This is a genomic window from Anabaena sp. CA = ATCC 33047, from assembly GCF_963870205.1.
In the GTDB taxonomy this organism is placed as follows: Bacteria; Cyanobacteriota; Cyanobacteriia; order Cyanobacteriales; family Nostocaceae; genus Trichormus.
Genome location: NZ_CAWMSA010000047.1, coordinates 61,074 through 86,790 on the forward strand (window position 1 = coordinate 61,074; position 25,717 = coordinate 86,790).

The 25,717-nt window shown below is 42.8% G+C and carries 25 protein-coding genes and 1 tRNA gene; 15 read left to right on the forward strand and 11 right to left on the reverse strand.

The features are described from left to right. Positions 1-129: 129 nt before the first annotated feature. Positions 130-342 (reverse strand): hypothetical protein, encoded by a 213-nt coding sequence (locus AACS98_RS15810; RefSeq protein ID WP_066423749.1) that lies wholly within the window; start codon positions 340-342, stop codon positions 130-132. Between the two features lie 300 nt (positions 343-642). Here AACS98_RS15810 and AACS98_RS15815 point away from each other — a divergent pair. The 4 genes from AACS98_RS15815 (at position 643) to AACS98_RS15830 (ending at position 2,508) form a co-directional block, all read left to right on the forward strand. Beyond that, a tRNA-Gly gene (locus AACS98_RS15815) sits at positions 643-714 on the forward strand. After that, complete coding sequence (locus AACS98_RS15820; protein ID WP_339373710.1) at positions 690-905, forward strand: DUF433 domain-containing protein; 216 nt, start codon at positions 690-692, stop codon at positions 903-905. Before AACS98_RS15815 ends, AACS98_RS15820 begins: the two co-directional genes overlap by 25 nt. A gap of 475 nt (positions 906-1,380) precedes the next feature. Beyond that, entirely contained in the window at positions 1,381-1,767 is a 387-nt protein-coding gene (locus tag AACS98_RS15825; protein WP_066381527.1) for a 6-pyruvoyl trahydropterin synthase family protein, read from the forward strand. Positions 1,768-2,292: 525 nt separating this feature from the next. Beyond that, on the forward strand, positions 2,293-2,508 hold the full coding sequence (locus AACS98_RS15830) for a hypothetical protein (protein WP_066381529.1): 216 nt from the start codon (positions 2,293-2,295) through the stop codon (positions 2,506-2,508). A gap of 69 nt (positions 2,509-2,577) precedes the next feature. Here the strand turns inward: AACS98_RS15830 and ribD are convergent, their stop codons facing one another. The 4 genes from ribD to AACS98_RS15850 form a co-directional block, all read right to left on the reverse strand. After that, positions 2,578-3,783, reverse strand: a complete 1,206-nt coding sequence (gene ribD, locus AACS98_RS15835) for a bifunctional diaminohydroxyphosphoribosylaminopyrimidine deaminase/5-amino-6-(5-phosphoribosylamino)uracil reductase RibD (protein ID WP_066381764.1) — start codon at positions 3,781-3,783, stop codon at positions 2,578-2,580. 344 nt (positions 3,784-4,127) lie between these two features. Further along, positions 4,128-4,733 (reverse strand): rod shape-determining protein MreD, encoded by a 606-nt coding sequence (mreD, locus tag AACS98_RS15840; RefSeq protein ID WP_066381533.1) that lies wholly within the window; start codon positions 4,731-4,733, stop codon positions 4,128-4,130. Between the two features lie 17 nt (positions 4,734-4,750). Beyond that, positions 4,751-5,572, reverse strand: a complete 822-nt coding sequence (gene mreC / locus AACS98_RS15845; protein WP_066381535.1) for a rod shape-determining protein MreC — start codon at positions 5,570-5,572, stop codon at positions 4,751-4,753. 92 nt (positions 5,573-5,664) lie between these two features. Further along, a complete protein-coding gene (locus AACS98_RS15850) occupies positions 5,665-6,672 on the reverse strand; it encodes a rod shape-determining protein (protein ID WP_066381537.1) in 1,008 nt (335 codons plus the stop codon). 373 nt (positions 6,673-7,045) lie between these two features. Between AACS98_RS15850 and AACS98_RS15855 the strand changes: the two genes are divergently transcribed. Continuing rightward, positions 7,046-7,405, forward strand: a complete 360-nt coding sequence (locus tag AACS98_RS15855; protein WP_066381539.1) for a single-stranded DNA-binding protein — start codon at positions 7,046-7,048, stop codon at positions 7,403-7,405. Between the two features lie 54 nt (positions 7,406-7,459). Here the strand turns inward: AACS98_RS15855 and AACS98_RS15860 are convergent, their stop codons facing one another. Then, on the reverse strand, positions 7,460-8,206 hold the full coding sequence (locus tag AACS98_RS15860) for an SIMPL domain-containing protein (protein ID WP_066381541.1): 747 nt from the start codon (positions 8,204-8,206) through the stop codon (positions 7,460-7,462). A gap of 318 nt (positions 8,207-8,524) precedes the next feature. Here AACS98_RS15860 and AACS98_RS23635 point away from each other — a divergent pair, with 318 nt between their 5' ends. The 4 genes from AACS98_RS23635 to murI all read left to right on the forward strand — a co-directional run bounded on the left by AACS98_RS23635 (position 8,525) and on the right by murI (position 14,370). Next, positions 8,525-8,857 (forward strand): hypothetical protein, encoded by a 333-nt coding sequence (locus tag AACS98_RS23635; protein WP_066381543.1) that lies wholly within the window; start codon positions 8,525-8,527, stop codon positions 8,855-8,857. A gap of 524 nt (positions 8,858-9,381) precedes the next feature. After that, positions 9,382-11,226, forward strand: a complete 1,845-nt coding sequence (locus AACS98_RS15870; RefSeq protein WP_066381545.1) for an N-acetylmuramoyl-L-alanine amidase — start codon at positions 9,382-9,384, stop codon at positions 11,224-11,226. A gap of 261 nt (positions 11,227-11,487) precedes the next feature. After that, positions 11,488-13,350, forward strand: coding sequence for an N-acetylmuramoyl-L-alanine amidase (locus tag AACS98_RS15875; RefSeq protein ID WP_066381547.1), 1,863 nt, complete (start codon positions 11,488-11,490; stop codon positions 13,348-13,350). A 156-nt stretch (positions 13,351-13,506) separates the two neighbouring features. Continuing rightward, complete coding sequence (murI, locus tag AACS98_RS15880) at positions 13,507-14,370, forward strand: glutamate racemase (RefSeq protein ID WP_066381553.1); 864 nt, start codon at positions 13,507-13,509, stop codon at positions 14,368-14,370. Between the two features lie 125 nt (positions 14,371-14,495). On the opposite strand, the gene AACS98_RS15885 is transcribed toward murI, so the two are convergent. Further along, positions 14,496-14,693, reverse strand: coding sequence for a hypothetical protein (locus AACS98_RS15885; protein ID WP_156481554.1), 198 nt, complete (start codon positions 14,691-14,693; stop codon positions 14,496-14,498). A 1,017-nt stretch (positions 14,694-15,710) separates the two neighbouring features. Here AACS98_RS15885 and sds point away from each other — a divergent pair. Continuing rightward, positions 15,711-16,682, forward strand: coding sequence for a solanesyl diphosphate synthase (gene sds / locus AACS98_RS15890; RefSeq protein WP_066381554.1), 972 nt, complete (start codon positions 15,711-15,713; stop codon positions 16,680-16,682). A gap of 494 nt (positions 16,683-17,176) precedes the next feature. Here sds and AACS98_RS15895 read toward each other — a convergent pair whose 3' ends face one another. Then, positions 17,177-17,650, reverse strand: coding sequence for a hypothetical protein (locus tag AACS98_RS15895; protein WP_066381555.1), 474 nt, complete (start codon positions 17,648-17,650; stop codon positions 17,177-17,179). Positions 17,651-17,856: 206 nt separating this feature from the next. On the opposite strand from AACS98_RS15895, the gene hetZ reads away from it, so the two are divergent. The 5 genes from hetZ (at position 17,857) to gmk (ending at position 23,960) form a co-directional block, all read left to right on the forward strand. Beyond that, positions 17,857-19,062, forward strand: a complete 1,206-nt coding sequence (gene hetZ / locus AACS98_RS15900) for a heterocyst differentiation protein HetZ (protein ID WP_066381556.1) — start codon at positions 17,857-17,859, stop codon at positions 19,060-19,062. 193 nt (positions 19,063-19,255) lie between these two features. Beyond that, the gene (locus AACS98_RS15905) at positions 19,256-20,032 is read left to right on the forward strand and encodes a PatU (RefSeq protein WP_066381558.1); all 777 of its coding nucleotides are present in this window, start codon (positions 19,256-19,258) and stop codon (positions 20,030-20,032) included. A gap of 256 nt (positions 20,033-20,288) precedes the next feature. Next, positions 20,289-22,613, forward strand: a complete 2,325-nt coding sequence (locus AACS98_RS15910; protein ID WP_197480080.1) for a transglutaminase TgpA family protein — start codon at positions 20,289-20,291, stop codon at positions 22,611-22,613. 309 nt (positions 22,614-22,922) lie between these two features. Then, positions 22,923-23,189 (forward strand): extracellular matrix/biofilm regulator RemA, encoded by a 267-nt coding sequence (gene remA, locus AACS98_RS15915; protein ID WP_066381562.1) that lies wholly within the window; start codon positions 22,923-22,925, stop codon positions 23,187-23,189. A gap of 168 nt (positions 23,190-23,357) precedes the next feature. Next, positions 23,358-23,960, forward strand: coding sequence for a guanylate kinase (gmk, locus tag AACS98_RS15920; RefSeq protein WP_066381564.1), 603 nt, complete (start codon positions 23,358-23,360; stop codon positions 23,958-23,960). A 262-nt stretch (positions 23,961-24,222) separates the two neighbouring features. On the opposite strand, the gene AACS98_RS15925 is transcribed toward gmk, so the two are convergent. The 3 genes from AACS98_RS15925 to AACS98_RS15935 form a co-directional block, all read right to left on the reverse strand. Then, positions 24,223-24,741 (reverse strand): photosystem I reaction center protein subunit XI, encoded by a 519-nt coding sequence (locus AACS98_RS15925; RefSeq protein ID WP_066381566.1) that lies wholly within the window; start codon positions 24,739-24,741, stop codon positions 24,223-24,225. Positions 24,742-25,012: 271 nt separating this feature from the next. Beyond that, entirely contained in the window at positions 25,013-25,162 is a 150-nt protein-coding gene (gene psaJ, locus AACS98_RS15930; RefSeq protein ID WP_006276004.1) for a photosystem I reaction center subunit IX, read from the reverse strand. 38 nt (positions 25,163-25,200) lie between these two features. Then, positions 25,201-25,695 (reverse strand): Photosystem I reaction center subunit III, encoded by a 495-nt coding sequence (locus AACS98_RS15935; RefSeq protein ID WP_066381568.1) that lies wholly within the window; start codon positions 25,693-25,695, stop codon positions 25,201-25,203. Positions 25,696-25,717 lie beyond the last annotated feature (22 nt).

Here is a 25,717-nt window from a genome sequence, read left to right on the forward strand (position 1 = left end):
CTCAGGTGGGATAGAAATTATTGATAGGGTATTAACAACAATCTACATTTACAATTTCTCTCAATGGAGTTTAACAAAATGCAGATTGATCTTTTTTAACTCACGGATGACGGTACGTGCTAGTTATGTTTATACTGCGATCGCCTCTGGTGCTGCACCCCCCCAATCACAGTCAGTTAATGCGTGAGGTGTTGGCGACAGTAAGATTTTGCCGACATCAAACCCAGTAAGCAGTTGCAATAAAATCAGACACATCAACCAAAAACAGTTAAAATTTCCATATATCTCCACACTCTCCATCTTCCACTTTTTTTCACTGGATGGCGGTGATCTAAATACCATGAATGTGTGATTGAGCGATGATGATACAAAATCACGATTTTCCTGTGCTTCACCGTTACAAGATGGGGATTCATTTACCCACTTTAATAAAGATTTATATTTACTTCAATTGAATTAATCATTATTTATGCTCATCAATTATCCAATTAAGTATACTTCAATTTAAGATGATACAATTCTATGGTGTTACATAAGTTAAATCCAGCCTTTAATGCTACTAAAAGTTTAATAGCAAATGTAAATTCTAGTTTTTTCAGTTAATAGTCGGGTAATTATGCTATAATTTAGCTGAATAATTTTGCGGGCGTAATTCAGTGGTAGAATGTCACCTTCCCAAGGTGAACGTCGTGGGTTCGAGTCCCATCGCCCGCTTTTTGATGTCGATTGCCAAATTATTTGTCCGCATTGACAAATTTACGTTTGACCCTCACATTATAGCGGGACAAGCTTGTATTCGTGGTATGCGTGTCCCAGTTGCTTTAATTTTAAATTTGGTCGCGAATGGTAAAACTGTAGGGGAAATTATCCAAGACTATCCTTATTTGGAACCAGAGGATATTTAGCAATCATTAATGTATGCAGCATGATTAGCTAAAGAGCAGGTTTACCCAATAGATAGATATCATCAATTATTAACACGGTTCCCCGTGAACCAGCCCCCACTACAAACAAGCAAAAGCTAATATTATATTTTCTTAATTGAATCGTCTTGATTAATGAAAGGTAGGTTTAACACAGGTTTTAAACCTACCCTTTATAATTAAGTATGATGGCAGCTACAGAGTGGTTGACAAAAGTTTCTACCTGAGCTTGGATGTTGGCAATCAATCAAAACCACATCATGGTAGATATAGAGCTAATATTGCTTGATTGTTAACGGCACAAGCTTAACTAAATACTGTGTAATGGTTGCAAGCGATCGCTCTTACACCAGCCAACCCAGTATTAAGTAATACTTGTAGATATTCGATTCATACCGCTAATCAGATAAGGTGAAATCATAATTAATTTAATCATAACTCAGAGGTGAATATTAAAATGCCTAAATGGAAAGTAGTCACAGAATTTGCTTTTAATGCTGCTCACTACATCAAAGATTATAATGGCCCCTGTGGTCGGATGCACGGGCATAATTATCAAGTCCGCATTGAAGCTACATCTACACAACTCCACGCTTCCCAATACTGCCCACATCCGGTGATGGTAGCTGATTTTAGAACGCTACGTTGGGCTAAACAAGATATCACAAAAGGAGGGCTTGATCATGGTGTGCTTAACGAAGTCATGCCTCCTGAATATGAAACAACGGCAGAGATGATCGCCAAGTATATCTATGATGAAACTAAAAAGCGACTACCCCCAGATGTACAGTTAAAAGTTCATGTTTCTGAAACACCTAATAGCTGGGTAGAATACGAAGATTGATGTAGTGCAAATCATTTTGGCTGATTGTGCATCAGGAATTTCCACATAATAAAATTTTCCAGATGCAGGGCGCGTCAGTAATTTCCCGACATGAAAAAAGATTATTCCTACTGACGCAACCTACTAAATTTTAATCACAATTCATTGGTTATATGATGCTAGTATTTCTATATGGCAAATTTACTTTCTAATTCCTCAGACAGAATTAAACAAATAGTTTTTCTGTCACCTGTTATCTATGTCCATGAATACTAATTGCACACATTTTTTTGTTTTCATGGCTCAAAGCCTATCCATCCTGAAGAATGTACTTTCAGATTTGATTATTCAACCATGAATCTCGGATTTTTGTGAAGTTGTGTAAACTATGTAGTGTAGTAGCCTTATGCTTAAACTTAATCAAGTTTTAAAACTCTATATTAAGTTTTTAATAATAGTTGTCTCAACTTGTAGGTAAATGGCGTGGTTTGCGGTTGTAATTGTGTAATCTGAAAACAGCTAGACTAATGATTAAATTGAGGTCTGATGACTCCTAAAATTCTGCGTCAGCTCTGGGCTATAGTGGAAAACTCCCAAAGCAAGATCCTCTTGCAGATGGATGATGCTAGCTTGGTGCAATGGTTGGCAAACCAAATTACAACACAAGCTTTGTTAGATGCCCACGAAACTGATTTTTTAGTGGACTACATTCAATCTCGGCTATCTCTCATCCGTGATATTGCTTATGAAAGACAGTGTTAATAATAACAGAACTATGATAAATAGTCCATAGTTAATCGTGATCACGATTAACTATGAACGACTGACTGATTAATGCTGTGGCGGCAAATAACCTTCCACTAAACAATCACAACCAACTACGCGCCAACGGACACGTTCTAAAAGCAGTGCCTCAGTCATAGTAGTCAAACCTAAGTCACCTACAGGTGTGGGTGCATGATTACCGCCAATAATTTTGGGAGCAATAAAAGCTAAGATTTTTTGTACTGCCCCTTGAGCGATCGCACTAGCGGATAATTTACCACCACATTCCCATAGCACACTACAAAAACCTCGCTCATATAAATAATTCATTGCGGCTTGTGGTGTGAGCGATGGTAACTCTAACACCTCCACGCCATAATTGAGCAACAGTTTTTGGAAATCGGGATTAGCACCTACTTCTGTTAATACCAAAGTCGGAGCCTCAGCAGTTTGCCACAAACGGGCATCTGCTGGCAAATTCAGTTGCCGACTCATCACCACCCGTAAAGGATTGTGCGCCCCCTGCTGATGGCTAGTTAAATAAGGATTATCTTGACGGACGGTATTACCACCCACAATCACCGCATCACAAGCAGCTCGCAGTTGGTGAACTTCGCTCCTAGCCGCCTGATTTGTTACCCATGCACTGTGACCGGAAGTAGTGGCAATCTTACCATCTAAAGTCATGGCATATTTTAAAATCCCTAAAGGTTGTTTGTGAAGAATCCGGTAAACAAAAGCCTCATTGAGTTGCTGACAGGCTACCGTTTCTACCCCCACCAACACCTCGATTCCTGCCGCCCGTAACCGCGCAATACCACCACCAGCAACCAAAGGGTTAGGATCAACCATCCCCACCACTACCTTAGCTACACCAGCCTGAATTAAACCCTCCGAACAAGGGGGAGTACGTCCGTAGTGATTGCAAGGCTCAAGATTCACATATACAGTAGCACCACGAGCCAATTCTCCAGCTGCTCTGAGGGCAAAAACTTCGGCATGAGGTTCACCTGCACGGGGATGAAAACCTTCCCCGACAATCTTCCCATCTTTAACAACCACTGCCCCCACTAACGGATTCGGTGAAGTGCGTCCCAAAGCACGACGGGCAAGTTCCAAACACCGTTGCATCATAGCACGGTCAAAGTCGCTTCCTACCTGTTGCTGTGTTGATGAATCGGAATCGACAGGCGATCGCACTAAAACTTCTTGTTCCTGATTATTTTGAGGTTGGTATGCACCTGCTTGAGCAACCACTGGCAAGTTATCCATAATTTTGGGCATTACTGTAAATATTCTGCACCCTAAATGCTCTTATGGCGATACTGACACAGTAATATCCCCAGGCTAAGATTGGGGATAGGTTCGGGCAGGAAGCAGAGGAAGCGGAGGAAGCAGGGCAGCAGGGAGAGAACAGCTAATGACTAATAACTAATAACTAAGGGAACACCAAAAAATAAATTATCCAAATCGACTGTTAGTAGGGTGCGTCAGGATGAATATTTGCTTGGTATAGCTAGGGTTTCTCGTACTGACGCACCCTACATTTTAGATATTTTTTGATCTGGCAGTCCCTAATAACTAATGACTAATGACTAATAACCAATAACTAATAACTAATGACTATTAACCATTTTCAGCCGTTGCCACCAACGATTCAGGGGATAATACAGCACAGGAGCCCACAAACTACTGAGAATAGCAGAAGCCAAGGTGACACGCTGATAATATGCCCAGATGTATTCTGTGGAGCGATCGCCTGCTATAGTTAACAGCAACCCAAAAACAGCATCTGCCACAATTACCATCACAAACACAATCAAGGCAATCGAAATAAAATCTTCTTGGATAAATCGCTGCTTTTGAAGCATCCCAGTTATCAATCCCACCAGCCCCAAAGTGATGGCATGGGAAGGCTCTGGCGATGTCATAGCATCCTGAAGTAAACCTAAAATAATCCCTGCCAAGGTTCCCGCCCAAACTGAGCGGTTAATACTCCAAGCTACCACCCAGATTAACAACCAATTAGGCCCAATCCCTAATAATTCCATCCCTGGAAGTCGGGTTGGTAACAATAACAAACATAAAACTACAGATGCAAATGTTATTGCCCAATCTAGCAGATGCAACAAACCAGGAGGCCAATCCGCTAAAGACCTTTTTCGCTTTTTGGGTCTGCGTTTTGGCTGTTTTGACTTACCATTCAATGAAGGTAACTTCATCATTTTGGGAAACTTATTTAATTAGACTTGTGCGTTTTTTGGGTTGCTGACTGCTGGTTTTCCAAATCTAGGTTTTGCGGTTTGGGATATACAGCTACCCAATCTAGGGTTCTGATGGGTGGAAACAGTTCAACCCTAGCGATAGAAGCAGGTAGTTTTTTCAAATCTAAAGACTTGATGCGCCCAATTGGTACCCCAGCCGGGAATCTCTGACTATACGTAGATGTAGAAACTAAATCCCCCACTTTCACACTTGGGACTTTTTCATAAAACTCCAACACAGCTTCGGCGGAAGAGTCTCCCCGTAGCACCCCCTTAGTAGAAGTGCGACTAATTGTTACACCTACTTGACTTTTCAGGTCACTAATTAACAAAATACGGCTAGTGTTGGCAGTGACACTTTCTACTAGACCGACTAATCCACCCTCAGCCTTAACAATATAACCTGGTTGAATCCCAGATGTTGAGCCACGGTTGAGAGTAACTTGTTGCCACCAATGATCAGCACTGCGCCCTATAACTCTAGCAGGAATTGGTCTTGATGCCAGAGGTTCTTTTGCAACGTAACCTAATAAATCTTGCAGTTTTTTGTTTTGACTTTCCAATTCGGTAATGCGGGTTTGTAACTCCATAAATTGAGCATCCCGCAGCAGTTCTGCTTGACGTTCTTCTGGAGTCATGCCTGGAGACAACATCTGTAACGGACTGCTAATAACTTGATATGCTTCCATTAAAAACTCGCCCTGAGTTTGACGCAGTATCCAAGCTCCACCCAAAGCTAAAGCTAGTAAACTCACCTGTAAAGCTTTATGATCCCACCAACGACGTACTGTTACCATATCTGTTTCTATAAATTCAAAAGATACTGGATTCTATTTTGATAGAACCCAAATTACAGCTCAATAGAACCCAATATCCAAACTTTTTTGAGTTACATATTGCGAGAGCGTCCACTAAACACGCGTTCTAGCTGTTTGAAGTTTTCTAACACCCTACCTGTTCCCAAGACAACGCAACTCAGAGGATCGTGGGCAATATGGGTGACAATTCCTGTTTCATGGCTAATCAGGGTATCAAGGCCTTTAAGCAATGCTCCACCCCCTGCCAACATGATACCTCTGTCAATAATATCTGCTGCCAGTTCCGGCGGCGTGCGTTCTAGTGTCCGCTTCACCGCTTCGATAATCACAGATAGAGGTTCTAGCATACTTTCACGGATTTCTGCCCCTTTGATGGTGACAGTTCTGGGTAAACCAGATAGCAGGTGTAAACCTCGGACTTCCATGATTGCGTCATCATCATCATGGGTGGGGTAGGCAGAACCAATGCGAATTTTGATGTCTTCCGCAGTCCGTTCTCCAATCACCAAGTTATGCACTTTTTTGAGATACATGATGATCGACTCGGTTAATTCATCACCAGCAACGCGTACTGATTCGCTTAATACAGTCCCTTGGAGACTGAGAACGGCAACTTCTGTAGTACCACCACCAATATCAATAATCATGTTCCCAGTCGGTTCAGCCACTGGTAATCCCGCACCAATTGCGGCGGCTACTGGTTCATCAATTAAATATACTTCTCTTGCCCCTGCTTGAGCTGCTGCATCCATCACGGCTCGTCTTTCTACACCCGTGACACCACTGGGTATCCCAATGACAATCCGAGGTAATATCAACGACCGTCCCTCATGGACTCGCTGAATAAAACTTTTCAGCATCAACTCAGCCGTATCAAAGTCAGCAATCACCCCATCTCGCAAAGGTCGCATTGCAATCACATTTCCAGGTGTACGACCCAGCATTTTTTTAGCTTCTTCACCTACTGCTATGGCTACCTTTTCATTTTGATCAATTGCCACTACAGAAGGTTCTTGGAGTACAATACCTTTACCAGATACATAAACGAGAGTATTGGCAGTACCGAGGTCGATACCCATATCCCACGATGAGCGAAAGTTCCTAAACAGACCCACGCGTGTCTACGCCCCCTAATTTGCGATAATTCTAGACTACAACTGTTAGAGCGAATCGAGCTGGATTCTATTATTTTTTTGGTGTCAGAGTCCAGTCCAATGCACTGTTTTATGAACAGTTGTGCTAACACCTACTTAATCGTAGGCGTTTATGTCTTTGATATTCTGGGACTAATTAGGTATATCCGTATATTTTTTCAGTTTCTCCCAAGAATTTTGCTGATTTTTATACCTAATTTTTTTGTGATTTTTTTAACGCTTTGCAAGAGAATGACAATTCGCTATGATCAAATTCAAGACAAACAGGTACGTGCGTACTAAAAGGTAAATCAATCAAATGAATATTAATATAGTCACCCTAGTTGGTCGGGTAGGTACTGACCCAGACCTGAAATATTTTGAGTCGGGCAGCGTCAAGTGTAGATTAACACTAGCAGTTGACCGTAGAAGCCGTAATAGTGATGAGCCTGACTGGTTCAATTTAGAACTATGGGGAAAAACAGCAGAGATAGCAGGTAATTACGTCCGAAAGGGTAAGCAAATTGCTGTCAAAGGTTCCTTAAAGTTCAATACTTGGAATGACGCTCAAACTGGAATGTTACGTTCTACACCAGTTATACAAGTAGACCAATTAGAGTTGTTAGGTTCCAAGCAAGATAGAGACGCAGGTGGAGACTACTCCCCAGAACATTTTTAACAAGAGTCATTAGTCAATAGTCCCAAGTATTGACTAATGACTAATGACTAATAACTAATAACTAATTTGCAACGTTACCGATGCTTCAACTTCTTGTTCACCAGCAATTACAGGTGTGGAAGCGTCGGCGTTAGCTAACTTAGCAGCCTCAGCGCGATATAACATTGGGGGTGGAGGCGCAGTTGCACCACCTACTTGAACACTTACTATTTCTTTAGCTTGAAAACCTAGACTGCTCAAAACAGCATTAGCTTGTTGTTGAGCGTCTTGGGTAGCTTCTTTTAAAGCTTGTTGTCTAGCAGATGCGATCGCTTCATCAGTAGCCACAAAACGAATACCATTAATTTGGGTTGCACCTGCTTTCACCGCATCATCTAACAATGTCCCAGCCTTGTCATTAGGAACTCGAAAACTCACAGTATTACTGGCAGCATAACCAGTAATGCGCTGCACATTATTGGTGTAACTATAAACTGGGTTGAGGCGAATACCAGTAGTTTGTAATTTTGCCACATTCCGGTTTTTCAGTAAAGCCACCACCGCCGCAGACCTACGTGCTGCTTCTTGCTGTACCTCTTGAGCCGTTTTACCTTGAATTTCTACCCCCAGACTGACTTGTGCCAAAGTTGTGGGAATTGATTCTTCACCGCGGCCTGTCACAGTTAAAGTCCGCCAGACTTTTTCTTTTTCTTGCGCTATTCCAGGCTGCACAAAAGTCACAAAGATGAACAACGTTAGCGGTAAAGTTTGCCAAAATTTCCCAGCAAACAACCGAGAACGCAACAAAGCGACTCTAAGCATACAATTATTTTTACTCCTATCCAGAATCTTTACGGATACTTCCACCGTATTTATTAGTTTTCCATTAATTTTTAATAGTCAACATCCCCCATGAGATTTGTATAAAACTCATAGCATGACGCAATACGATTTTTCTGTTCCAACTTTGACACCGTTATAGTCAAAAACTGAAACGGTTACATTTTTAGCAACCAAAAAAAATCCTTAAAGCACTACTTGACAAAGGTGCGATGGGTAACGCTAACCTAACGCATCCTACATAGCTGATGCACTCACAACACAAAGCGGCTGAGGAATACCAGCAGCAAAGGTTCACTTGTGGCAATTTTCCTGATTGTCGTAGCAATTTTCGGTAAAGTGATCACAGGCTTCAGCGTCTTTGGTCAGTCCCAAATCAACCGCCTAGCGACTGGTGTGGGCATAATACTTAAGGGGGAAGTCGAATTGGTATTTTCTGGTGTCCCTGCTACCAGTGACGTACTCTCTAAACTAATAGGGGTGGCAATGATTGATCACGGTTATTCTCACAACCTGATTAGCCCTTCCCCGGCTAAGTTCCTCTTGTCTTGCAAAATCACACAACATGGCAAAAGATTCAAAGCAACTCATTCTAGAGGAGTAGGGAATAGGCAACCACAAGCATCTCATTGATTTTTAGTCCCCAGTCTCCTGCTTTCCCAGTTCCCTACTTCCCCAATCCGGCGGAAACTTCTGTACTCTATACTCCGTCCCCTGAAATTGTTTATTTTATTTGTTGTCCCATTGCTACTATCATTTGGAATGTTATTTGTTGCCAGTTTTGTCTCACTTCTCAGTCCTAATCTAGATGTTTATTCAGCAAGTAAAAGATAATAACTGCAAATCTTGTCATATCAGCTAACACAACTTGGAGTTTTAATCTAAAAAACCCAATTACTAACAATCAATTCAGTCAATCTTCATCTCTGGCCAACTCAGTGTTACATCTGATGCTTTGTAGGGTAAATTATAAGTCCTGATATTCAGGCAAAAGTTGCGGGAATACTGTGAGGATAAGCTATTAATTTGCTTTTTTTATACTAGCACCCCAGTCAGAGAAGGTATCAAGACTCAAAATTAGGTGGTGAAGGTGTGACAACTTACCAATATGTTGAGATATTGATGACTCTCATGAATGTGAATCAGGAGAAAGGATTGTGAAATTACACTGGCTACTATCTGGTACTGTTGGAACTGTCATGTTACTTTCGTCGCCAGCATTAGCGGCGCGGTTGGATTCTTGGCGGTTTGATGCCCAGCAGAACCGTTTGCAAATTAACACCACAGGCGCAGTTCAACCCAAAGCACAACTGATTTTCAACCCCACACGTTTAGTGATTGATTTGCCTGGGGTAGTATTTGGGCGACCACAGTCCACACAACCGATAGGTGGTGCCATTCGCGCTGTTCGGGTAGGGCAATTTGACCCACAAACCACACGAATCGTTGTAGAGTTGGCTCCTGGTTACAACCTCGACCCCCAACAGGTAAAATTCGTGGGTGTAACTGCTAATCGATGGACAGTCCAGTTACCCACTCCCACAAGGGAGCAAGCCGAGTCTACCTCTGAAAATGTTTACAATAGAGTCACTCTAGAATCTGAGACTAAACCAGAGTTTTCTAATAATGTTGTCAGTGCAGTCGGCGGGAAAACTCAAATCGACAATTTACAAGTAACTGGGGATGGTTTTTTTGTCCGTACCAGTGGCGGGAATCCTGATATTCAGATGATTCGCAGCCGCGATCGCGCTACAATTTTTATCGATATCCCTGATGCCAGGTTATCATCCCGTCTCACCCAGCGTAATATTACCGTCAACAAGCATGGTGTGAGCCGAGTAGAACTTATTCAACTCCAAACCCGCACCCCCTCTGTTCGCATGGCTTTGCGGGTAGACAAAAATAGTCCTGACTGGCGTGTTACCAAGAGTAGTGCTGGCGGGTTGGTAGTTCTCCCCAGTCGCGTGGTGAGATTGTCAGGAAATGATAATAATGATAATTCTGACAATTCCGACAATATTACTTTACCCAGCAGACCAGTTGCAAATAAAGCACCAGCTACGATTCAATCTATTGACTTAGTAGATAATCGATTACTGATTCGCGCTGATCAAGCGACATCTGCTACCAGTGGATGGGATAGAACAACCGGTCTTTTCCGCATCACTATTCCTAACGCGAAGTTAGCTTCTAACGTTAAAGGCCCGACTTTTAAAGCTAATAGTCCGATTCTGCGCGTCCGGTTACAAACCCAAAACCCCAATACTGTAGTTGTTTTAGTCCAACCAGCCGCAGGAGTGCAAATTGGCGCACTCAATCAAGTCGGTAGTCAATTTTTGGCTTTGGAATTACAAGGTTCGCGTCGGACGATCGCCACACCACCTTTACCTCCCATCCCCGAACAACTACCAGATGCGAGAAATCCTATACCTGTACCCCAACCAAATACCCGTCCACTTCCTAGAGGTAAAGTCATAGTGCTAATTGATCCTGGACATGGTGGTAAAGACCCAGGTGCAATTGGTATTGGTGGATTACGTGAAAAAGATGTCATCTTACCCATTGGCCAACGCATTGCTCAGATTTTGCAACAAAACGGCGTGCAGGTAGTGATGACCAGAGATTCTGACTACTTCGTTAGTCTACCAGGACGAGTCCAAATGGCCGAACGAGCTAATGCTGATGTGTTTGTCAGTATCCACGCCAATGCCATCGGCGGCGGACGAACAGAAGTTAATGGTTTGGAAACATATTATTACGACAGTGGTCTGGGTTTAGCGCGTGCAGTTCATCAGAGCATTCTCCAAAGTGTCAATGTCAGAGATCGGGGAGTACGACGAGCTAGATTTTATGTCCTCAGAAAAAGTTCTATGCCCTCTATTTTGGTGGAAACAGGTTTTGTGACTGGTCGAGAGGATGCCGCTAAGTTGAGAACTTCAGCTTATCAAAATCAAATGGCAGAGGCGATCGCTCGTGGTATTCTTAACTACTTAAAACGATAAGTGTAATTAAAACGGATAAGGATAGTAAAACCACTGAAAACATCCGAATTTACTGACAAATCACAGACAGGAAAAATTATGTAGAGAATACAATGGCAAAAATTAGAGAGCCTGCTATAATTTAACGCCATTAGTTAGATGCGTTTTATACCAGCACAAAATTTGTTTGCCACCTATAAAAGTGAGAACGATGACGGTGTGACGGTGTGAGGATTTGCAAATGTTTTGAGAGATTAATCATGCGAATCAGGAGCAAGAATTGTGAAATTACACTGGCTACTATCCGGTACAGTTGGAACTGTGATGTTACTATCGTCGCCAGCATTAGCGGCGCGGTTGGATTCTTGGCGGTTTGATGCCCAGCACAACCGGTTGCAAATTAACACCACAGGCGCAGTTCAACCCCAAGCACAACTGATTTTCAACCCCACACGTTTAGTGATTGATTTGCCTGGGGTAACATTTGGGCGACCACAGTCCACGCAACCGATAGGTGGTGCCATTCGCGCTGTCCGGGTAGGCCAGTTTGACCCACAAACCACACGAATCGTTGTGGAGTTGGCTCCTGGTTACACCCTCAACCCCCAAGAAGTAAAATTTGTTGGTGTGACTGCTAATCGATGGACGGTACAGTTACCCACACCCGTAGCTGAAAACGTCATAGATACCCCAGAAATTGCCCAGCAACTACCCTCTAACTCTCCTGAGAAAAATATTTACAGAAATATTTACTCTGTTACACCCCATCTTCCAGCAACAGAGGTCAACACCGTCGCCTCTGTCACTGAAATTGAAAACTTACAAGTGACAGCAGATGGTTTTTTCATCCGCACTCGTGGCGGTAATCCGCAAATTCAAGTCAATCGGACTGAGGATAAAAAGGCGATTACTATAGATGTTGCTGGCGCATCTTTATCACCTACTCTCAGTCAGCAGGATTTGACGATCAATCGTTATGGTGTGAGTCGGATTCAATTTACCCAGCTACAAAACAAACCCCAATCTGTACGCCTGACAATGCAGGTGGATCAAAACAGTCCAGATTGGCGGGTAAGCACCAGTAGTGTCGGTGGATTTGTGGTTCTGCCTCATAGAACTCAGGTCAGATTACCAAACGAGCATAGCCCAAACCTCATATTATCTACCACCAACTCACCCGCTACCATTCAAGCGGTAGAACTAGCTAATAACGGTACGCAATTGTTGATTCGCTCTGACCAACCTGTAACTACTCAAAGTGGTTGGGATAGAACCTCTGGATTGTTTCGCATCACAATTAACAATGCTAAGTTAGCTGCCAAAGTCAAAGGCCCAGAATTTACAGCCAATAGTCCCATTCTTCGGGTAAGACTGCAATCCCAAGCACCGAATACAGTGGTGCTGTTGGTACAACCAGCCGCAGGAGTACAAATTGGAGAACTCAATCAACTCAGCAATCAACTGTTAGCACTAGAGTTACAAGGCTCACGACAAGTTGTAGTTGTACCACCTTTATCATCAACTTCCCAAGCTCAATTACCACAGCCAAATATAGATAATCCTCCAACCATATCTCAGCCAGTACCCAGTCCCTCTGTTCCCAGAGGTAAAGTTGTGGTAGTGATTGACCCCGGTCATGGCGGTAAAGACTCAGGCGCGCCTGGTTTGGGTGGGTTATTAGAAAAAGATGTAGTGTTACCGATTGGCCGCAGAATTGCTGAGATTCTGGAGCAGAATGGAGTGCAAACTGTCTTAACACGGAATGCTGACTTCTTTGTAGAACTCCAGGGTAGAGTAGACATCGCTGAACGAGCTAATGCCACAGTATTTGTCAGCGTTCATGGTAATTCTGTAGAAAATCGCCCTAATGTCAATGGTTTAGAAGTCTATTATTACGAAAGTGGTTATGCTCTAGCTGAATCAGTCCGCAAGAGTATTCTGCAAAGTATAGGCACTATTAAAGACCGAGGTACACGCAAAGCTAGATTTTACGTCCTCAGAAAGAGTTCTATGCCATCGATTTTAGTAGAAACAGGCTATATGTCAGGTCGGGAAGATAATCCTAGATTGGGTTCACCGGAATATCAGAATCGAATGGCAGAGGCGATCGCTCGTGGTATTTTGCAATATTTAAAGAGAGGCTAAAAATCTCATTACCAAAAAATTGGGTTTGAGGATGTCAAAATGTAAGAACATAGTACAAATCATAAATTGGTGTGCATACAGAATTTAATAGTCATTTAGCAAAATGTCTGCTAAATTCTGTATTTTAAATCCCCAAATTTCCATCAGTATTTGCCTGTGTATTCATCTTCCGGCTTTGAAGGTAATCTTTACAATTTTTTAGACCAAGAGCCTCAACGCGCTCCTATTGGTGTTTTTGATAGTGGTGTGGGTGGGTTGACGGTATTGCGTCAACTCTATCGGCAATTACCTCACGAATCAATCATTTACTTTGGCGATACCGCTAGGCTACCCTACGGCATTCGTTCGCAAGCAGACATTTTACAGTTTGTCCGCGAAATTCTGGACTGGATGCAACAGCAACGCGTCAAAATGGTAATCATGGCTTGTAACACCAGTTCTGCTCTCGCACTAGAAATAGTCCGGGAAGAATACAAGATTCCGATTCTCGGAGTCATTCTTCCTGGTGCGAAAGCAGCCACACAACAAGGTAAGCGTATTGGTGTAATCGCCACTCCAGCCACAGCTAAAAGTAATGCCTATAAGCACGCTATCTTAGAAATTAACCCGGATGTGGAAGTGTGGCAAGTCGGCTGTCCTGAGTTTGTACCACTGATTGAGCAAAATCGGATTGACGATCCCTACACTACTGAGGTAGCTAGGTCTTATCTAGAACCTCTGCTGCAACAAGACATTGATACTTTGGTTTACGGCTGTACCCATTATCCCTTGCTCGCGCCTGTGGTGCGATCGCTTGTTCCTTCCCAAGTTAAAATTATTGATCCGGCTGTTCATGTCGTCACAGCCTGTAGCCAAGAATTAGACCTACTAGGTTTAAGCAACACTCACCCCCCCCTACCCACTCGCTTTGTCGTGAGTGGCTGTCCCCAACAGTTTGCTCAATCTGGAGTGCAGTGGCTAGGTTGTACCCCAATGGTTGAGTCGGTAAACTGGGCTAGTGTTCCAGTTTCCCAACTCTAGCAAGATTTTTTAGCTGAAAATTAGTTAATAGTTAATGGTCAACAGTCCAAAGTCCATCACGAATGATGGATAATAACGATTGTACAGACGCTATTACGCTCGTTCTTCCACTTCTGATCGCGTCTCTACTGACTATTAACTATTTCTGTCACTGTTGGCGTTAGGGGTAATTCCTCTGGTTCTTTTTCTAAAGGCACTGGAGAAACATTCTCATGAACAGGTTTTTTGCCGATGCGTTTGGCTAAACCCAATAATAGGTAGACAGTGAACAAATAACCCGCCGCTAAAATAAAAATCATCATAGGCATATTCCCGTAAGTCATTGTTCCACCAGCACCCTTTTAAATCCATAATCAAATTGCATAAAATTAGCAAAAAGTCAACCAACCAAATACCATCTTGGTGGCTATACTTTTCTACGCCAAACTCTGCCATAGAGATATAATTCTCTAATGACAAAGAATTTCCTATGGGATTATTTGCAGACCATACATCCGATGACAGGTATTAAATTGCTAAACAGCAACTCAATACCGCACTCCTCAGCAGCCTACCTAGTCTGCTTGATTTTTGTTGACATCTTGACACTAGGAGCCATACTCACGCTCAACGCAATATGAAGTTTAATGGCAAATTTTCTCAAGAAAATCGCCAAGCTCCTAACTAAGATTTTTTCGTCCTGGGGCAGATTCCAGAAAATACTTGCTGAAATTTGGCTTTGACGAATGATATTTATGGCTCACAACACCAAAATAGTCATGTCACTCAAAAAGAGAGCGACTACTGTTGTGGGGTGAATACCTGAAAATTTTTAAATTCCTAGGTTATAGCCTAACACAACCAAGCCAATTTTGAGGCAAAATTTCCAATTTTCTAGAGGGTGACACAAAAACAAAAAACTGAATTATTTCATAAAAATAATTAATATGTGATTTTTCAAAAAATAAAATAAATTTTTCTTATTAATTGAGTATAAAAAATAGTAAGTAACTTGACAAAATACTCGCTCATTCGACAATAACCTTCGATATCAGAAAACTGCCGATCATATTTACGTTTGTTATTTTTGAAATTTAAAACATATTCATCATCAGACTGGCAGTGAATTAGCTGCAAAAGACGGACAAATACATATAAAATACTTATCTTTCGGGTGGAGTGTTCAAAAACCTGACACTCCTATACCCTGATACCCTTACACCCTCGTGCAAGAGTGAGCATTTTATGGCTTAAATTCGAGAGTATTCTGATGAGCAAAACTTTGCGCTGGCACGGCGTTATTTTAAAATGATTATTAGAATATGTAAATTTTCGTAACTAAAGTCAGAGTCCGCCCATCCATGACCCCAGCCACCTCCCTGTTTACCCCTGTGGAAGGAGACCTGCAAATACTAGCAGATAACCTCAAACAGCTAGTTGGAAATCGCCACCCCATTCTGTTTGCAGCCGCCGAACATTTATTCGGGGCTGGGGGAAAGCGTATCAGACCAGCAATCGTGCTGTTGATATCGCGGGCGACAATGTTAGATCAAGAGATTACACAACGTCACCGCCGCCTGGCAGAAATTACAGAAATGATTCACACTGCCAGTTTAGTACATGACGATGTAGTAGATGAATCAGAAGTCCGGCGAGGCGTGCCTACGGTGCATAGCTTGTTTGGCAATCGCATTGCCATCTTAGCCGGAGATTTTCTGTTTGCTCAATCTTCCTGGTACTTAGCGAACCTAGACAACTTGGAAGTAGTCAAACTACTTTCAGAAGTGATTATGGATCTGGCTACTGGAGAGATTCAGCAAGGAATGAATCGCTTTGACACTAGCATCTCACTGGATACCTATCTCCAGAAAAGCTATTACAAAACCGCCTCGCTGATTGCCAACAGCTCAAAAGCGGCGGGAATACTGAGTGAAGTTTCCTCAGAAGTTGCCGAACATTTGTATGCCTATGGTCGTCATTTGGGTATAGCCTTTCAGATTGTCGATGACATTTTGGATTTCACTAGCACCGCCGACACCTTGGGTAAACCAGTAGGATCGGATTTAAAAAGCGGTAATCTCACGGCACCTGTATTGTTTGCCCTAGGGGAAAAACCACACCTAGAGGTGCTGATAGAGCGAGAATTCGCTCAAGAAGGAGATATAGAACAAGCCTTGTCCTTGGTTGAAGATAGTCAAGGAATACAGCAAGCGCGGGATTTAGCAGCTCATCATACTAAGCTAGCAATTGACAATCTAGCTGTTCTCCCGCCCTCAGAATCTCACCAGGCGTTGATCAATATCGCTGAATATGCACTGAGCCGGTTATATTAGTTGACCCTCCCCTGGCTCAAGGCTAGGGGATGCTTCGCTCATCAACCCTACTGGCTTTGACAGGATTCCTTCAGACAAAGTAGAGGTTAATCAACGGTTGCATCTTCCGTAGCGTTCGGATCACAGTTCCAATTTCTCGTATGCCCTACGGTACTTCAGGCTAAATTCAAGATATTAGTAGCAGCATTGCCATCTCTGTCGAAGATCAACCCGTACTAATAAAAGTGGGTTCTCATTGACAGGGATTTTTTAACGTCAATAGTTCAATTATTTTTCGCCAGTGCAATCAAACTTGGAATTTAGTTCGGCGTGACTATTGCTATCGGCGGGAAAATATCATAACATAAACAACCCTCCTTATAGGAGAGGGCTTTCAACCCATTTGTGTGGTAATCTTAAAATTTGCGATTTGCAGTCAAAAATTTCGGAAATTTTGGAGACGGAAAATTTTGGATGTTGGAATGTATTGAAAAAATCCAACATCCAAAATTTTTTTAAGCAATATTAGGGGGTATGTTTTTACTGGGACGCTGCTGTTGCAACTGTTTTTGTATGAGTTTTTGGAACTCAGAACGCTGTACTTCATAGGAGTGAGTGGTCGTACCCGGCGTTTCCAAAAAAACGATACTATCTACGGGTTCTAATGCCACCAATTGGAACAAAATATGGGTCACAGGGACAATTTTGGGGGTGATGTGAGGGTCTAGCCCAGCAGGTGAGATTAGGGTGACATCTTGTATGGTAGGAAAAGCATAAACAATACGCTTTTCAATTCCGGGGTTGGCACGATGGCTCAATGTAGTTAACACCCAACTACCCTCCGAATTTTGGAGAATATAGTATTGGGAGTAGCGTAATCGTTGAGCGATCGCCACAAGCGTAGGAGCAATTGCTGCAATAAGATTTGGTGTTACACCATCTTTGGGTGCATTGTTAATCAGCAATTGAATTTGTGCTTCTAAATCCATCATGACTTGTTAACGTCTGTTGGGTAATGGCAACAACATTTATCGCAAATAATTAATCCCATTTAATTCGGGAATAATCAAATCCACCATATCCTTAACCAAGGATGGGTATGCGTTTAGCTTATACGCAAAACCACACAGCCAATACCCACAGTTGTCGCCGCTTCTATTTAACTTATCTATAGGGTCTTTTGAGTACCAAGACTATGAATTCAGCCGCAACAGCAACTATTCCAACCGCAAACTTTCTGGGAGAAAACTCTATCGGTGTCGAGGCAATCTTTCAACTTGCCTATAACGAATTTCAACAATTCACCAAGGCTTCAGATCAGAATTGCCGCGATGTAGCAGGACGCATCACCACCGAAGTATACCGGATTTGCCACGAAAGTAAACGTATTCAAGCTTCCGGGGCTGTGGAAAGTTCGGCGATGAACCTGGCTAAACACCGACTACAACAGTGTTTGAGATACTATCAGTTAGGTTCCAACCGAGGTCGGGTTGAATTACATAGTACACTAAGTGCAATTATTTATCGTTACATTAATCCTCCCCAACGCCAATTAAGTTATCAAGGGCGGCTGACTATCATTGAAGATTTCCTACAAAGTTTTTATTTAGAAGCCTTAAACGCCTTCCGTCGCGAAAACCAACTCGGCCCCACCTATCGTCCTCAAACTCTGCTGGAACTGGCGGAATATATGGCATTCACAGAACGTTACGCAAAACGCCGGATTCCCCTGCCAGGTCGTCAACAACAGTTGATTATTCTGCGCGCTCAAACCTTCTCTCAACAGCAACCCCCAGAAACTAGCGTAGACATTGAGCAAGCAGCAGAAGGTAGCAGCAATGAAGGCGATGGTTCTTGGGAAGAACCAGCAGTACAGCAGTTGCGTTCCGCAATGGCTACCCAACCCGAACCCGAACCAGAAGAAGACACTCTACGGTCTGTAGTGATTACAGAATTAATGAGCTACCTAGAACAACGGCAACAATCAGACTGTGCTGACTACTTTTCGTTGCGCCTCCAAGATATGTCAGCCCAGGAAATTGAAAATGCTCTAGGTTTAACACCACGTCAGCGAGACTATTTACAACAACGCTTTAAGTATCATTTGATTCGGTTTGCTTTACTACACCGTTGGGAATTAGTACATGAGTGGCTGGAAGCTTCGCTGCAAACAAATTTAGGCTTAACTCCTCAGCAATGGCAAGCCTACAACGCCCAATTAGATGAGAAACAAAGGGCTTTACTACAGTTGAAGCAGCAAGGACAACCCGACGACAAAATTGCTAAAACTTTAGGTCTATCAATGGCACAACTACAAAAACGTTGGTTTAAAATTTTAGAACAAGCTTGGGAAATACGTAATTCTTTAGTGTCCGGATCAAGTGCATCTACTCATGAATAGTAACTCAGAATGCTTACTGTGCTACCTACTCGGTTTATTTGCCAATCGTGTGAATAAACATGAGACTTATTTGGTAGATTATGAGGCAGTCTACGAGGGATAAATCCTTTTCAACCAAGCTCCACAGTAAAAGGTGGCAAGCCAAATGTTGAAAAGGCAACCCCAAACCTTTTTATAGGGAGAAATTCCTACTGTGCAAGAACGTTTTCAAACCGTGATCAAACAACGGTTAAAAATTCACATCGAAAATCACCCACCTTTGTTCCCTTGGGAAACACAAATAGTAGACTACCCAGATACTTTTGATGAGCCATCACTGGCTATTACCCCTAACTGGGGGTGGATGGCACAGCAATCAAAGCTGAATCTGCCTATTCCCCTACCAGAGAAAGTATTTCAAGAATTATTAGCCAGATGTCAACAAATAGTGGCATCTTCGCTACCAACAGGGGTAAAATTAGTCCAAGTGGTGGAAGGTTTGTTTCCCAACGAATCCCACACACTCAACGATATCGCTGGTCTGGTGTTACGCAGCAGCTATAGGTCTGTGTCTACTCTGGATACCATGCCCAATATTCAGAGTGATTATTCAGACTTAGGGTCGCGTCAACAAATGGCGTTGTCCTTAATGGCTGCTAAACAAATACTAGATAATCTCACCCTCACAGTCTCACCAATTAATCCAGTAGTAGAAAGAATTTGGCTGACCAGCGCAGGTGCTTTAACTTTGAGAGTGGAACACTACTCCCAAGGTGACATGACACAGTTGCGTGTTCATGGTGATTTACCTGCTCAAGGAATCTTGACACTGCGGGGTAATGATTCTATTGCAATGGCACAGTCATTAAATCCTGGTAGCTTGAGTGTAGAAATATCCTGCAAGCAACTACACCCAACTTATACTTTAGAAGTTGAGTGTCCAGACATCGATCCGCTACCCTTGTTGTTCGTGATTAATCCTCAAGTCTAGCTGAGATTACCATCGCTAGCACAAGATGATTGATCAACGCCAATAGATAAGAAAATTATCTTGGTTTTGCATCTGAAATTTTTCTCAACAAGCGGTCATTAGGGCTTCTACAATAATTACCCGCAACGAGAATGAAAATTAACAAGCAATCTATTACTCCCAAAGGCTGCTTTCGGGGAGTTCCTGTTTTCTCATAGGAACTTCCCGAAAGTTTGTCTGTATAAGCATCTACTCTATCGCTTTACTGTCATTGGAAATGTTTAATTTCACCAGGTTGAATCGATTTTGGCATCTACCTGTAAGTTTGAACTGGCGACGTTATTACCAGGGTTCGCCGTTGGAGGAAGTGGAAGACTCTATTTCCTTGCGGGTATTAGTGCTAGCGTTGGTAATCACAGGTATTTTGGCGATGGATGTCGCCGCCGATACTTCATTTAGTCTGTGGGCAGTACCACTGAGTTTTTTGGGGGCAGCTTGGAGTTATTACCGTCGTCGTCAACCTAATGTCACCGTCAAGTTTTGCATTGCCATTGGGATGTTAATGGCCTTGGGTGCTTTCTTTGGACGGTTATTTGGGGAATTAAATGATACGCGCTTGGCTTTGGCGGAGTTGTTAATTCAATTGCAAATCCTCCATAGTTTTGATGCGCCTCGACGCAGAAACTTGGGCTATTCCATAATTATTGGTTTAATTTTATTGGGTGTGGCGGCAACGCTGAGTCAAACGTTAGCATTCGCACCCATATTATTATTATTTTTAGCGATCGCTCTCCCGACTTTAGTTGTTAATTACCGTTCACAGTTAGGCTTAGAACAGGTAAAGGTCAAACGCCAAAAGTCAAGCAAATTTCAATTATCTTCACGTTTACCTGCTTATTTGTTACTGTTTACCGTAGTTTTGGGGTTGGGGTTGGTAGTATTTGCGTTTTTACCCCGTTTCCCTGGCTATCAACTGCGGACTTTTCCGGTAAGTTCTCCGATTGAGGTAAAAGGCGGTTTTACTGGTCGCACGATTATTAATCCTGGTTATGTCCGCCAAGGTAATGCTGACAATCAAGGTAATGGTAATAGTGGAGAAGCAAGTGACAATGGTCAGCCAGGACAAGTAGATAGCGGCTTTTATTACGGTTTTAATAGCAAGATTAACCAAAACCTGCGGGGAGAAATGACACCCAAGGTGGTGATGCGGGTGCGATCGCAAGCTGAGGGATTTTGGCGGGTGTTGGCTTTTGACCGCTATACAGGTAAAGGTTGGGAGGTGTCCCGCAATGATGATGTCACCACCATCAGGCGATCGCCTTGGTCTTATCAAATTTATTTATCACCGCCACCGATTTCTGGTAAATCCAGGGAAGTAGTACAAACATACACTATAGTATCAGACTTACCTAACCTGATTCCGGCGATGTCGTATCCCAGGGAGATTTATTTTCCCACACCGATGATCGCCGTTGACAAGGAAAATGGCTTGCGATCGCCTGTGGGATTATCAGAAGACTTGACTTATACAGTCATTTCTGACGTACCATACCGCGATCGCACATTATTAGGAAAAGCCGGGACAAATTATCCTCGCAATATCGAAAAGTATTACCTGCAAATTCCCCCAGAAATTGCCGCCAAAGTTAAGCAGCGCACCGAAGAAATTTTAGCTAACTACAATCGGGAACGAGTCGGAAAATCAGAGAAATCCTTAGATTCAACCTACGAAAAAGCTTTGTATTTAGCTCAATACATCAAGCAAAATTATTCCATCCCTGACAATCCTTTAGATTTACCGTATTTGGCAGAAGACGAAGACTTGGTAACAGCGTTTTTATTCAAACATAAAGGCGGCTATCCAGACCACTTCTCAACAGTTCTCACAGTCATGCTGCGTTCCATTGGTATCCCGGCGCGGCTAGTAGCTGGGTTTGGTGCAGGGGAATTTAATCCGTTTACAGGGATGTATGTGGTGAAGAATACAGACGCTTACGCCATGACAGAAGTTTATTTCCCCAAATATGGCTGGTTTACCTTTGACCCGATTCCCAATCATCCCCTGATACCGCCATCAATTGAAGAAACTCAGACTTTTAGTGTATTACGTCAATTTTGGCATTGGGTGGCGGGGTGGCTACCTTCACCGGTGACAGGTTTTCTTAACACCGTATTTGGCACAATATTTAGCTGGTTTGGTAAAGCGATCGCTTGGTTTTTCGCGTTATTTACTCAAGGTTGGGTAGGTATCTTAACAGGCTTAATTTTGTCCACTAGCACCGCTTTTTTAGGTTGGCTAGGTTGGGTACAGTGGCGAGAGTCAGTAAATCGTCGTCGCTGGCGTAAATTACCCCCAATGGAACGTCTCTATCAACAAATGCTGCAATGGGCAGATCAAAAAGGTCTAGGTAAGCATCCAGCACAGACACCTTTAGAGTATGCCCAAATATCATCACAGCATCATACCCCGGCAAATGCTCAGGTAATCAATGAGATTTGCCAAGCTTACGTTAGTTGGCGTTATGGCGGTCATACTCCGAACTTAGATCAACTGTGGCAAAAATGGCAGCAGATGAAAAAGTCTCGCGACAATCATAGATAATAACTTGATTAAATCATGCTGATAAACTTCCCCAAAATATTCATATCTTGGGGAAGATGACGCTAAGAGCAAATAACTTTTTGATACTATTAGTAATTCAACGTAGCACTACCGCTAATTGGTATAGTTTTTCCTGTCTCTTAAGACATATTTTGCGGCTATTTAAAGTAGAAACTCTTAAAAAAAGCGGCTCTTATTAAAAAACTCAATCTAGCTAGATGGAATGCGTTGTAACTGCCATTTTTTAGGGATAACATGGGAATAAATTCCTTACTAGCTTAGTACACCACATAGGGTGTCAGTTTTTTTATGGATGTACAGTTAATTAACATTGGGTTTGGTAACATTGTCTCAGCCAATCGAGTCGTTGCCATTGTTAGTCCAGAGTCTGCCCCGATTAAGCGGATTATTACCGATGCCAGGGACAGAGGACAGCTAGTTGATGCGACCTATGGTCGCCGCACCAGGGCTGTGATCATCACCGATTCCAGTCACGTAATTTTGTCAGCGATTCAACCAGAAACGGTAGCGAATCGCTTCGTGATTTCGCGGGATCATCATACGGTAGAGAATTGATCAGGTGTCTTCTCTATTGACACCTCATCAGCAGTACCATGTGAATTAGATCAGGTTTCTGTCACTCCTGCTACAAATTCGTCAGTTAAGGATTGCTCTGGCAACCCACACCAGATTAAATTACTAATTTACGAATGATGTTTTTTGATTAATTCACAGGTTGATCGGATGATGCAAGTTTTACCAATCCAGAGTTGTGCTACTACCAAAGAAACACCGTTGTCAGGCAAGTTAATTGTGATCACTGGGCCTAGTGGGGTAGGTAAAGGAACTTTAATGCGATCGCTCTTACAGCGTCATCCGGAACTGTATTACTCTGTATCCGCGACAACTCGCGCCCCCCGTCCAGGGGAGACTGATGGCAAAAATTATTACTTCATTAGTCGTAGTAAGTTTGAACAATTAGTTGCTCAAAGCGAATTCTTAGAATGGGCAGAATTTGCTGGTAACTACTACGGTACTCCCCGTGAGGCAGTGCTGAATCAAGTTCAGTCCGGCCAAAAAGTGGTACTAGAGATTGAACTAGAAGGAGCAAGACAAATTCGTGCTTCTTTCCCGGAAGCTTTGAGCATTTTTATTTTGCCGCCTTCCTTTGAGGAGTTAGAGAAACGCATCCGGGGACGGGGACAAGACTCGGAAGAAGCGATCGCCCGTCGTCTACAACGCGCCCACGCAGAAATTCAAGCGGCTGATGAATTTGATATCCAAATCGTCAATGACGATTTTGAAACTGCTCTCCATGCCATTGAAACGGCAGTTTTTGGATCATAGAGCTGTTGACAATCACAGCCCAGCATTTTGACTGCCAAATCTCTGAGAGCATGAATCTTGTGTCTTTGTGTTTCCGAAGCGATTTTGGACGACACAGACACCCTCAGCAGTTCGTTGCGAATGTTGCCAAAGCTGTCAGAACTGCAAACCTGTGAGCGCAGCCTCTGGTAGAGAAGGGAGATACTGAAAAAGTTTAGTAATCAGGCATCGGTATTAGTCAAAAATGAGAGACAATCACCAATGCCCAATTACTAACAACTTCTTAGCCTAAGAAACCTTGAATAATCGCTAAATTGCTGGTTAAGAAGTAAGCTACTACTGCACCACCAATACCACCAATTAAGAAAGCACTGGCGAAGTTGTTCCAGCCTTCTTTGGAGCTAAAAGCGTCTGGAGGATTGGGTACTGTTACACTAGCAAGTGCTTTGGGGGGGTTGCTGTTGGCATATAGAGATAGACAAGCTGTGAGAATTACCACCAAGCCAATCGATGCCAGCAATCCAGCTAAGTTCGCATTAGTGGCATTACGCAGTGGGCCTAATTTAGCGAAGGGGCCAAACAGCAGGTAGCCATGAGCCATCCCAACTTCCAGTCCGCGTCTAAAAGGAGTTAAACCAGGGCGATAGGCAGGTAAGTTGTTAATGAACCACTTAACTAAGGGATAAGCATTAACTGGAGTTTCCAGGTTCCCAATTTGTGGATCGCGTCCGGCGGGAAAAACAACTTCCCGATTTCGAGGATCGCTAGCAAGATTTTTGGATGCGTCTACTGCTTGCACCATATTTTCTGTTTGCCTCTCAAATTAGAATGTTGGCATTTTTATATTAATAATCATTGTAGCCAAAGATGTTTTTTGCTAGGCAAGTTTAGAAAACTTAATTTAATAATTGAAAAAATATAAAACTCGTAAGCTGTAACAGCATTACGAGGTTGAAAAAACTAATTTTGCTGCCTATCTGAGCGATTATTTACTTAATGAGATTAAGCAAATTAACCACACAGTTTTAGGCATAAAGCAACAGATTAAACTGTTTTAAAATCCCGGTTTGAAACTATGGTAGGGGATGGAAAAGTAAGTCAGGGAAAAAGCGATTAAATTCAATTAAAATGCCTGCTGTGATTGTCAGCCAGATAGTAGCTGCAACAGGTGCGGTGGAAATGAATTTAATCAAATAGCTGCTTTGGTCAGATTTATCCGCCATGATTGAGCCTCCAAAACAAGTGAGTGAACTAAGCTGAATTAACGGGGAGAAACAGTGATTTCTGAGTCTTTAGCAGTTAACTCGCCAGACAGCAACTCTTTGACTGCTGCGGCTGGCCAAGCAAAGCCTGTAGCAATGATAGGCAGTGCTAAACCCAAATCGATTTGGATTTCTTTCTGCTCGGTGTCAGATGCTTTTTGGATAGCTTGTAAGTAAGCGCGACCTACCCAGCCAATCCAACCAGCAATGTACAAGAACAGAATGCTAGGAATCAGGAAGTCGCCAGCCCGGTCTAAACGACCATCCACAATCAAGTGAGGATAGCCTTCGGGGCCGCATAGTGCCTGAGAATAACGTTCAAAACGCTTTTTACCAGATTCGGGATCGGCTGTAGTATTACGGGCATTTTGTGCCAATGCTTGAAATGCAGGATTGTCTTTACAGGGGGTGAGGTTCGCTCCTAGGGCTTTCGCAGGAGGGGCGAAACTGAATGAAAGACAAATCACTAAAATCAAAGCAAACAATCTTTGCATGGATATGTTTCCTTTTATTACA

Excerpts from the sequence above, each read along its gene's own strand:
- AACS98_RS15925 (WP_066381566.1), bottom strand. The coding sequence starts at position 24,741 with ATGGTGCAAGCAGTAGACGCATCCAAAAATCTTGCTAGCGATCCTCGA.
- AACS98_RS15895 (WP_066381555.1), bottom strand. The coding sequence starts at position 17,650 with ATGGATTTAGAAGCACAAATTCAATTGCTGATTAACAATGCACCCAAA.
- mreD (WP_066381533.1), bottom strand. The coding sequence starts at position 4,733 with ATGAAGTTACCTTCATTGAATGGTAAGTCAAAACAGCCAAAACGCAGA.
- mreC (WP_066381535.1), bottom strand. The coding sequence starts at position 5,572 with ATGGTAACAGTACGTCGTTGGTGGGATCATAAAGCTTTACAGGTGAGT.
- sds (WP_066381554.1), top strand. The coding sequence starts at position 15,711 with ATGACCCCAGCCACCTCCCTGTTTACCCCTGTGGAAGGAGACCTGCAA.
- AACS98_RS15935 (WP_066381568.1), bottom strand. The coding sequence starts at position 25,695 with ATGCAAAGATTGTTTGCTTTGATTTTAGTGATTTGTCTTTCATTCAGT.
- psaJ (WP_006276004.1), bottom strand. The coding sequence starts at position 25,162 with ATGGCGGATAAATCTGACCAAAGCAGCTATTTGATTAAATTCATTTCC.
- remA (WP_066381562.1), top strand. The coding sequence starts at position 22,923 with ATGGATGTACAGTTAATTAACATTGGGTTTGGTAACATTGTCTCAGCC.
- AACS98_RS15910 (WP_197480080.1), top strand. The coding sequence starts at position 20,289 with ATGTTTAATTTCACCAGGTTGAATCGATTTTGGCATCTACCTGTAAGT.
- AACS98_RS15855 (WP_066381539.1), top strand. The coding sequence starts at position 7,046 with ATGAATATTAATATAGTCACCCTAGTTGGTCGGGTAGGTACTGACCCA.
- ribD (WP_066381764.1), bottom strand. The coding sequence starts at position 3,783 with ATGGATAACTTGCCAGTGGTTGCTCAAGCAGGTGCATACCAACCTCAA.
- gmk (WP_066381564.1), top strand. The coding sequence starts at position 23,358 with ATGATGCAAGTTTTACCAATCCAGAGTTGTGCTACTACCAAAGAAACA.
- AACS98_RS15850 (WP_066381537.1), bottom strand. The coding sequence starts at position 6,672 with ATGGGTATCGACCTCGGTACTGCCAATACTCTCGTTTATGTATCTGGT.
- AACS98_RS15885 (WP_156481554.1), bottom strand. The coding sequence starts at position 14,693 with ATGACTTACGGGAATATGCCTATGATGATTTTTATTTTAGCGGCGGGT.
- AACS98_RS15810 (WP_066423749.1), bottom strand. The coding sequence starts at position 342 with ATGGTATTTAGATCACCGCCATCCAGTGAAAAAAAGTGGAAGATGGAG.
- AACS98_RS15825 (WP_066381527.1), top strand. The coding sequence starts at position 1,381 with ATGCCTAAATGGAAAGTAGTCACAGAATTTGCTTTTAATGCTGCTCAC.
- hetZ (WP_066381556.1), top strand. The coding sequence starts at position 17,857 with ATGAATTCAGCCGCAACAGCAACTATTCCAACCGCAAACTTTCTGGGA.
- AACS98_RS15860 (WP_066381541.1), bottom strand. The coding sequence starts at position 8,206 with ATGCTTAGAGTCGCTTTGTTGCGTTCTCGGTTGTTTGCTGGGAAATTT.
- AACS98_RS15830 (WP_066381529.1), top strand. The coding sequence starts at position 2,293 with ATGACTCCTAAAATTCTGCGTCAGCTCTGGGCTATAGTGGAAAACTCC.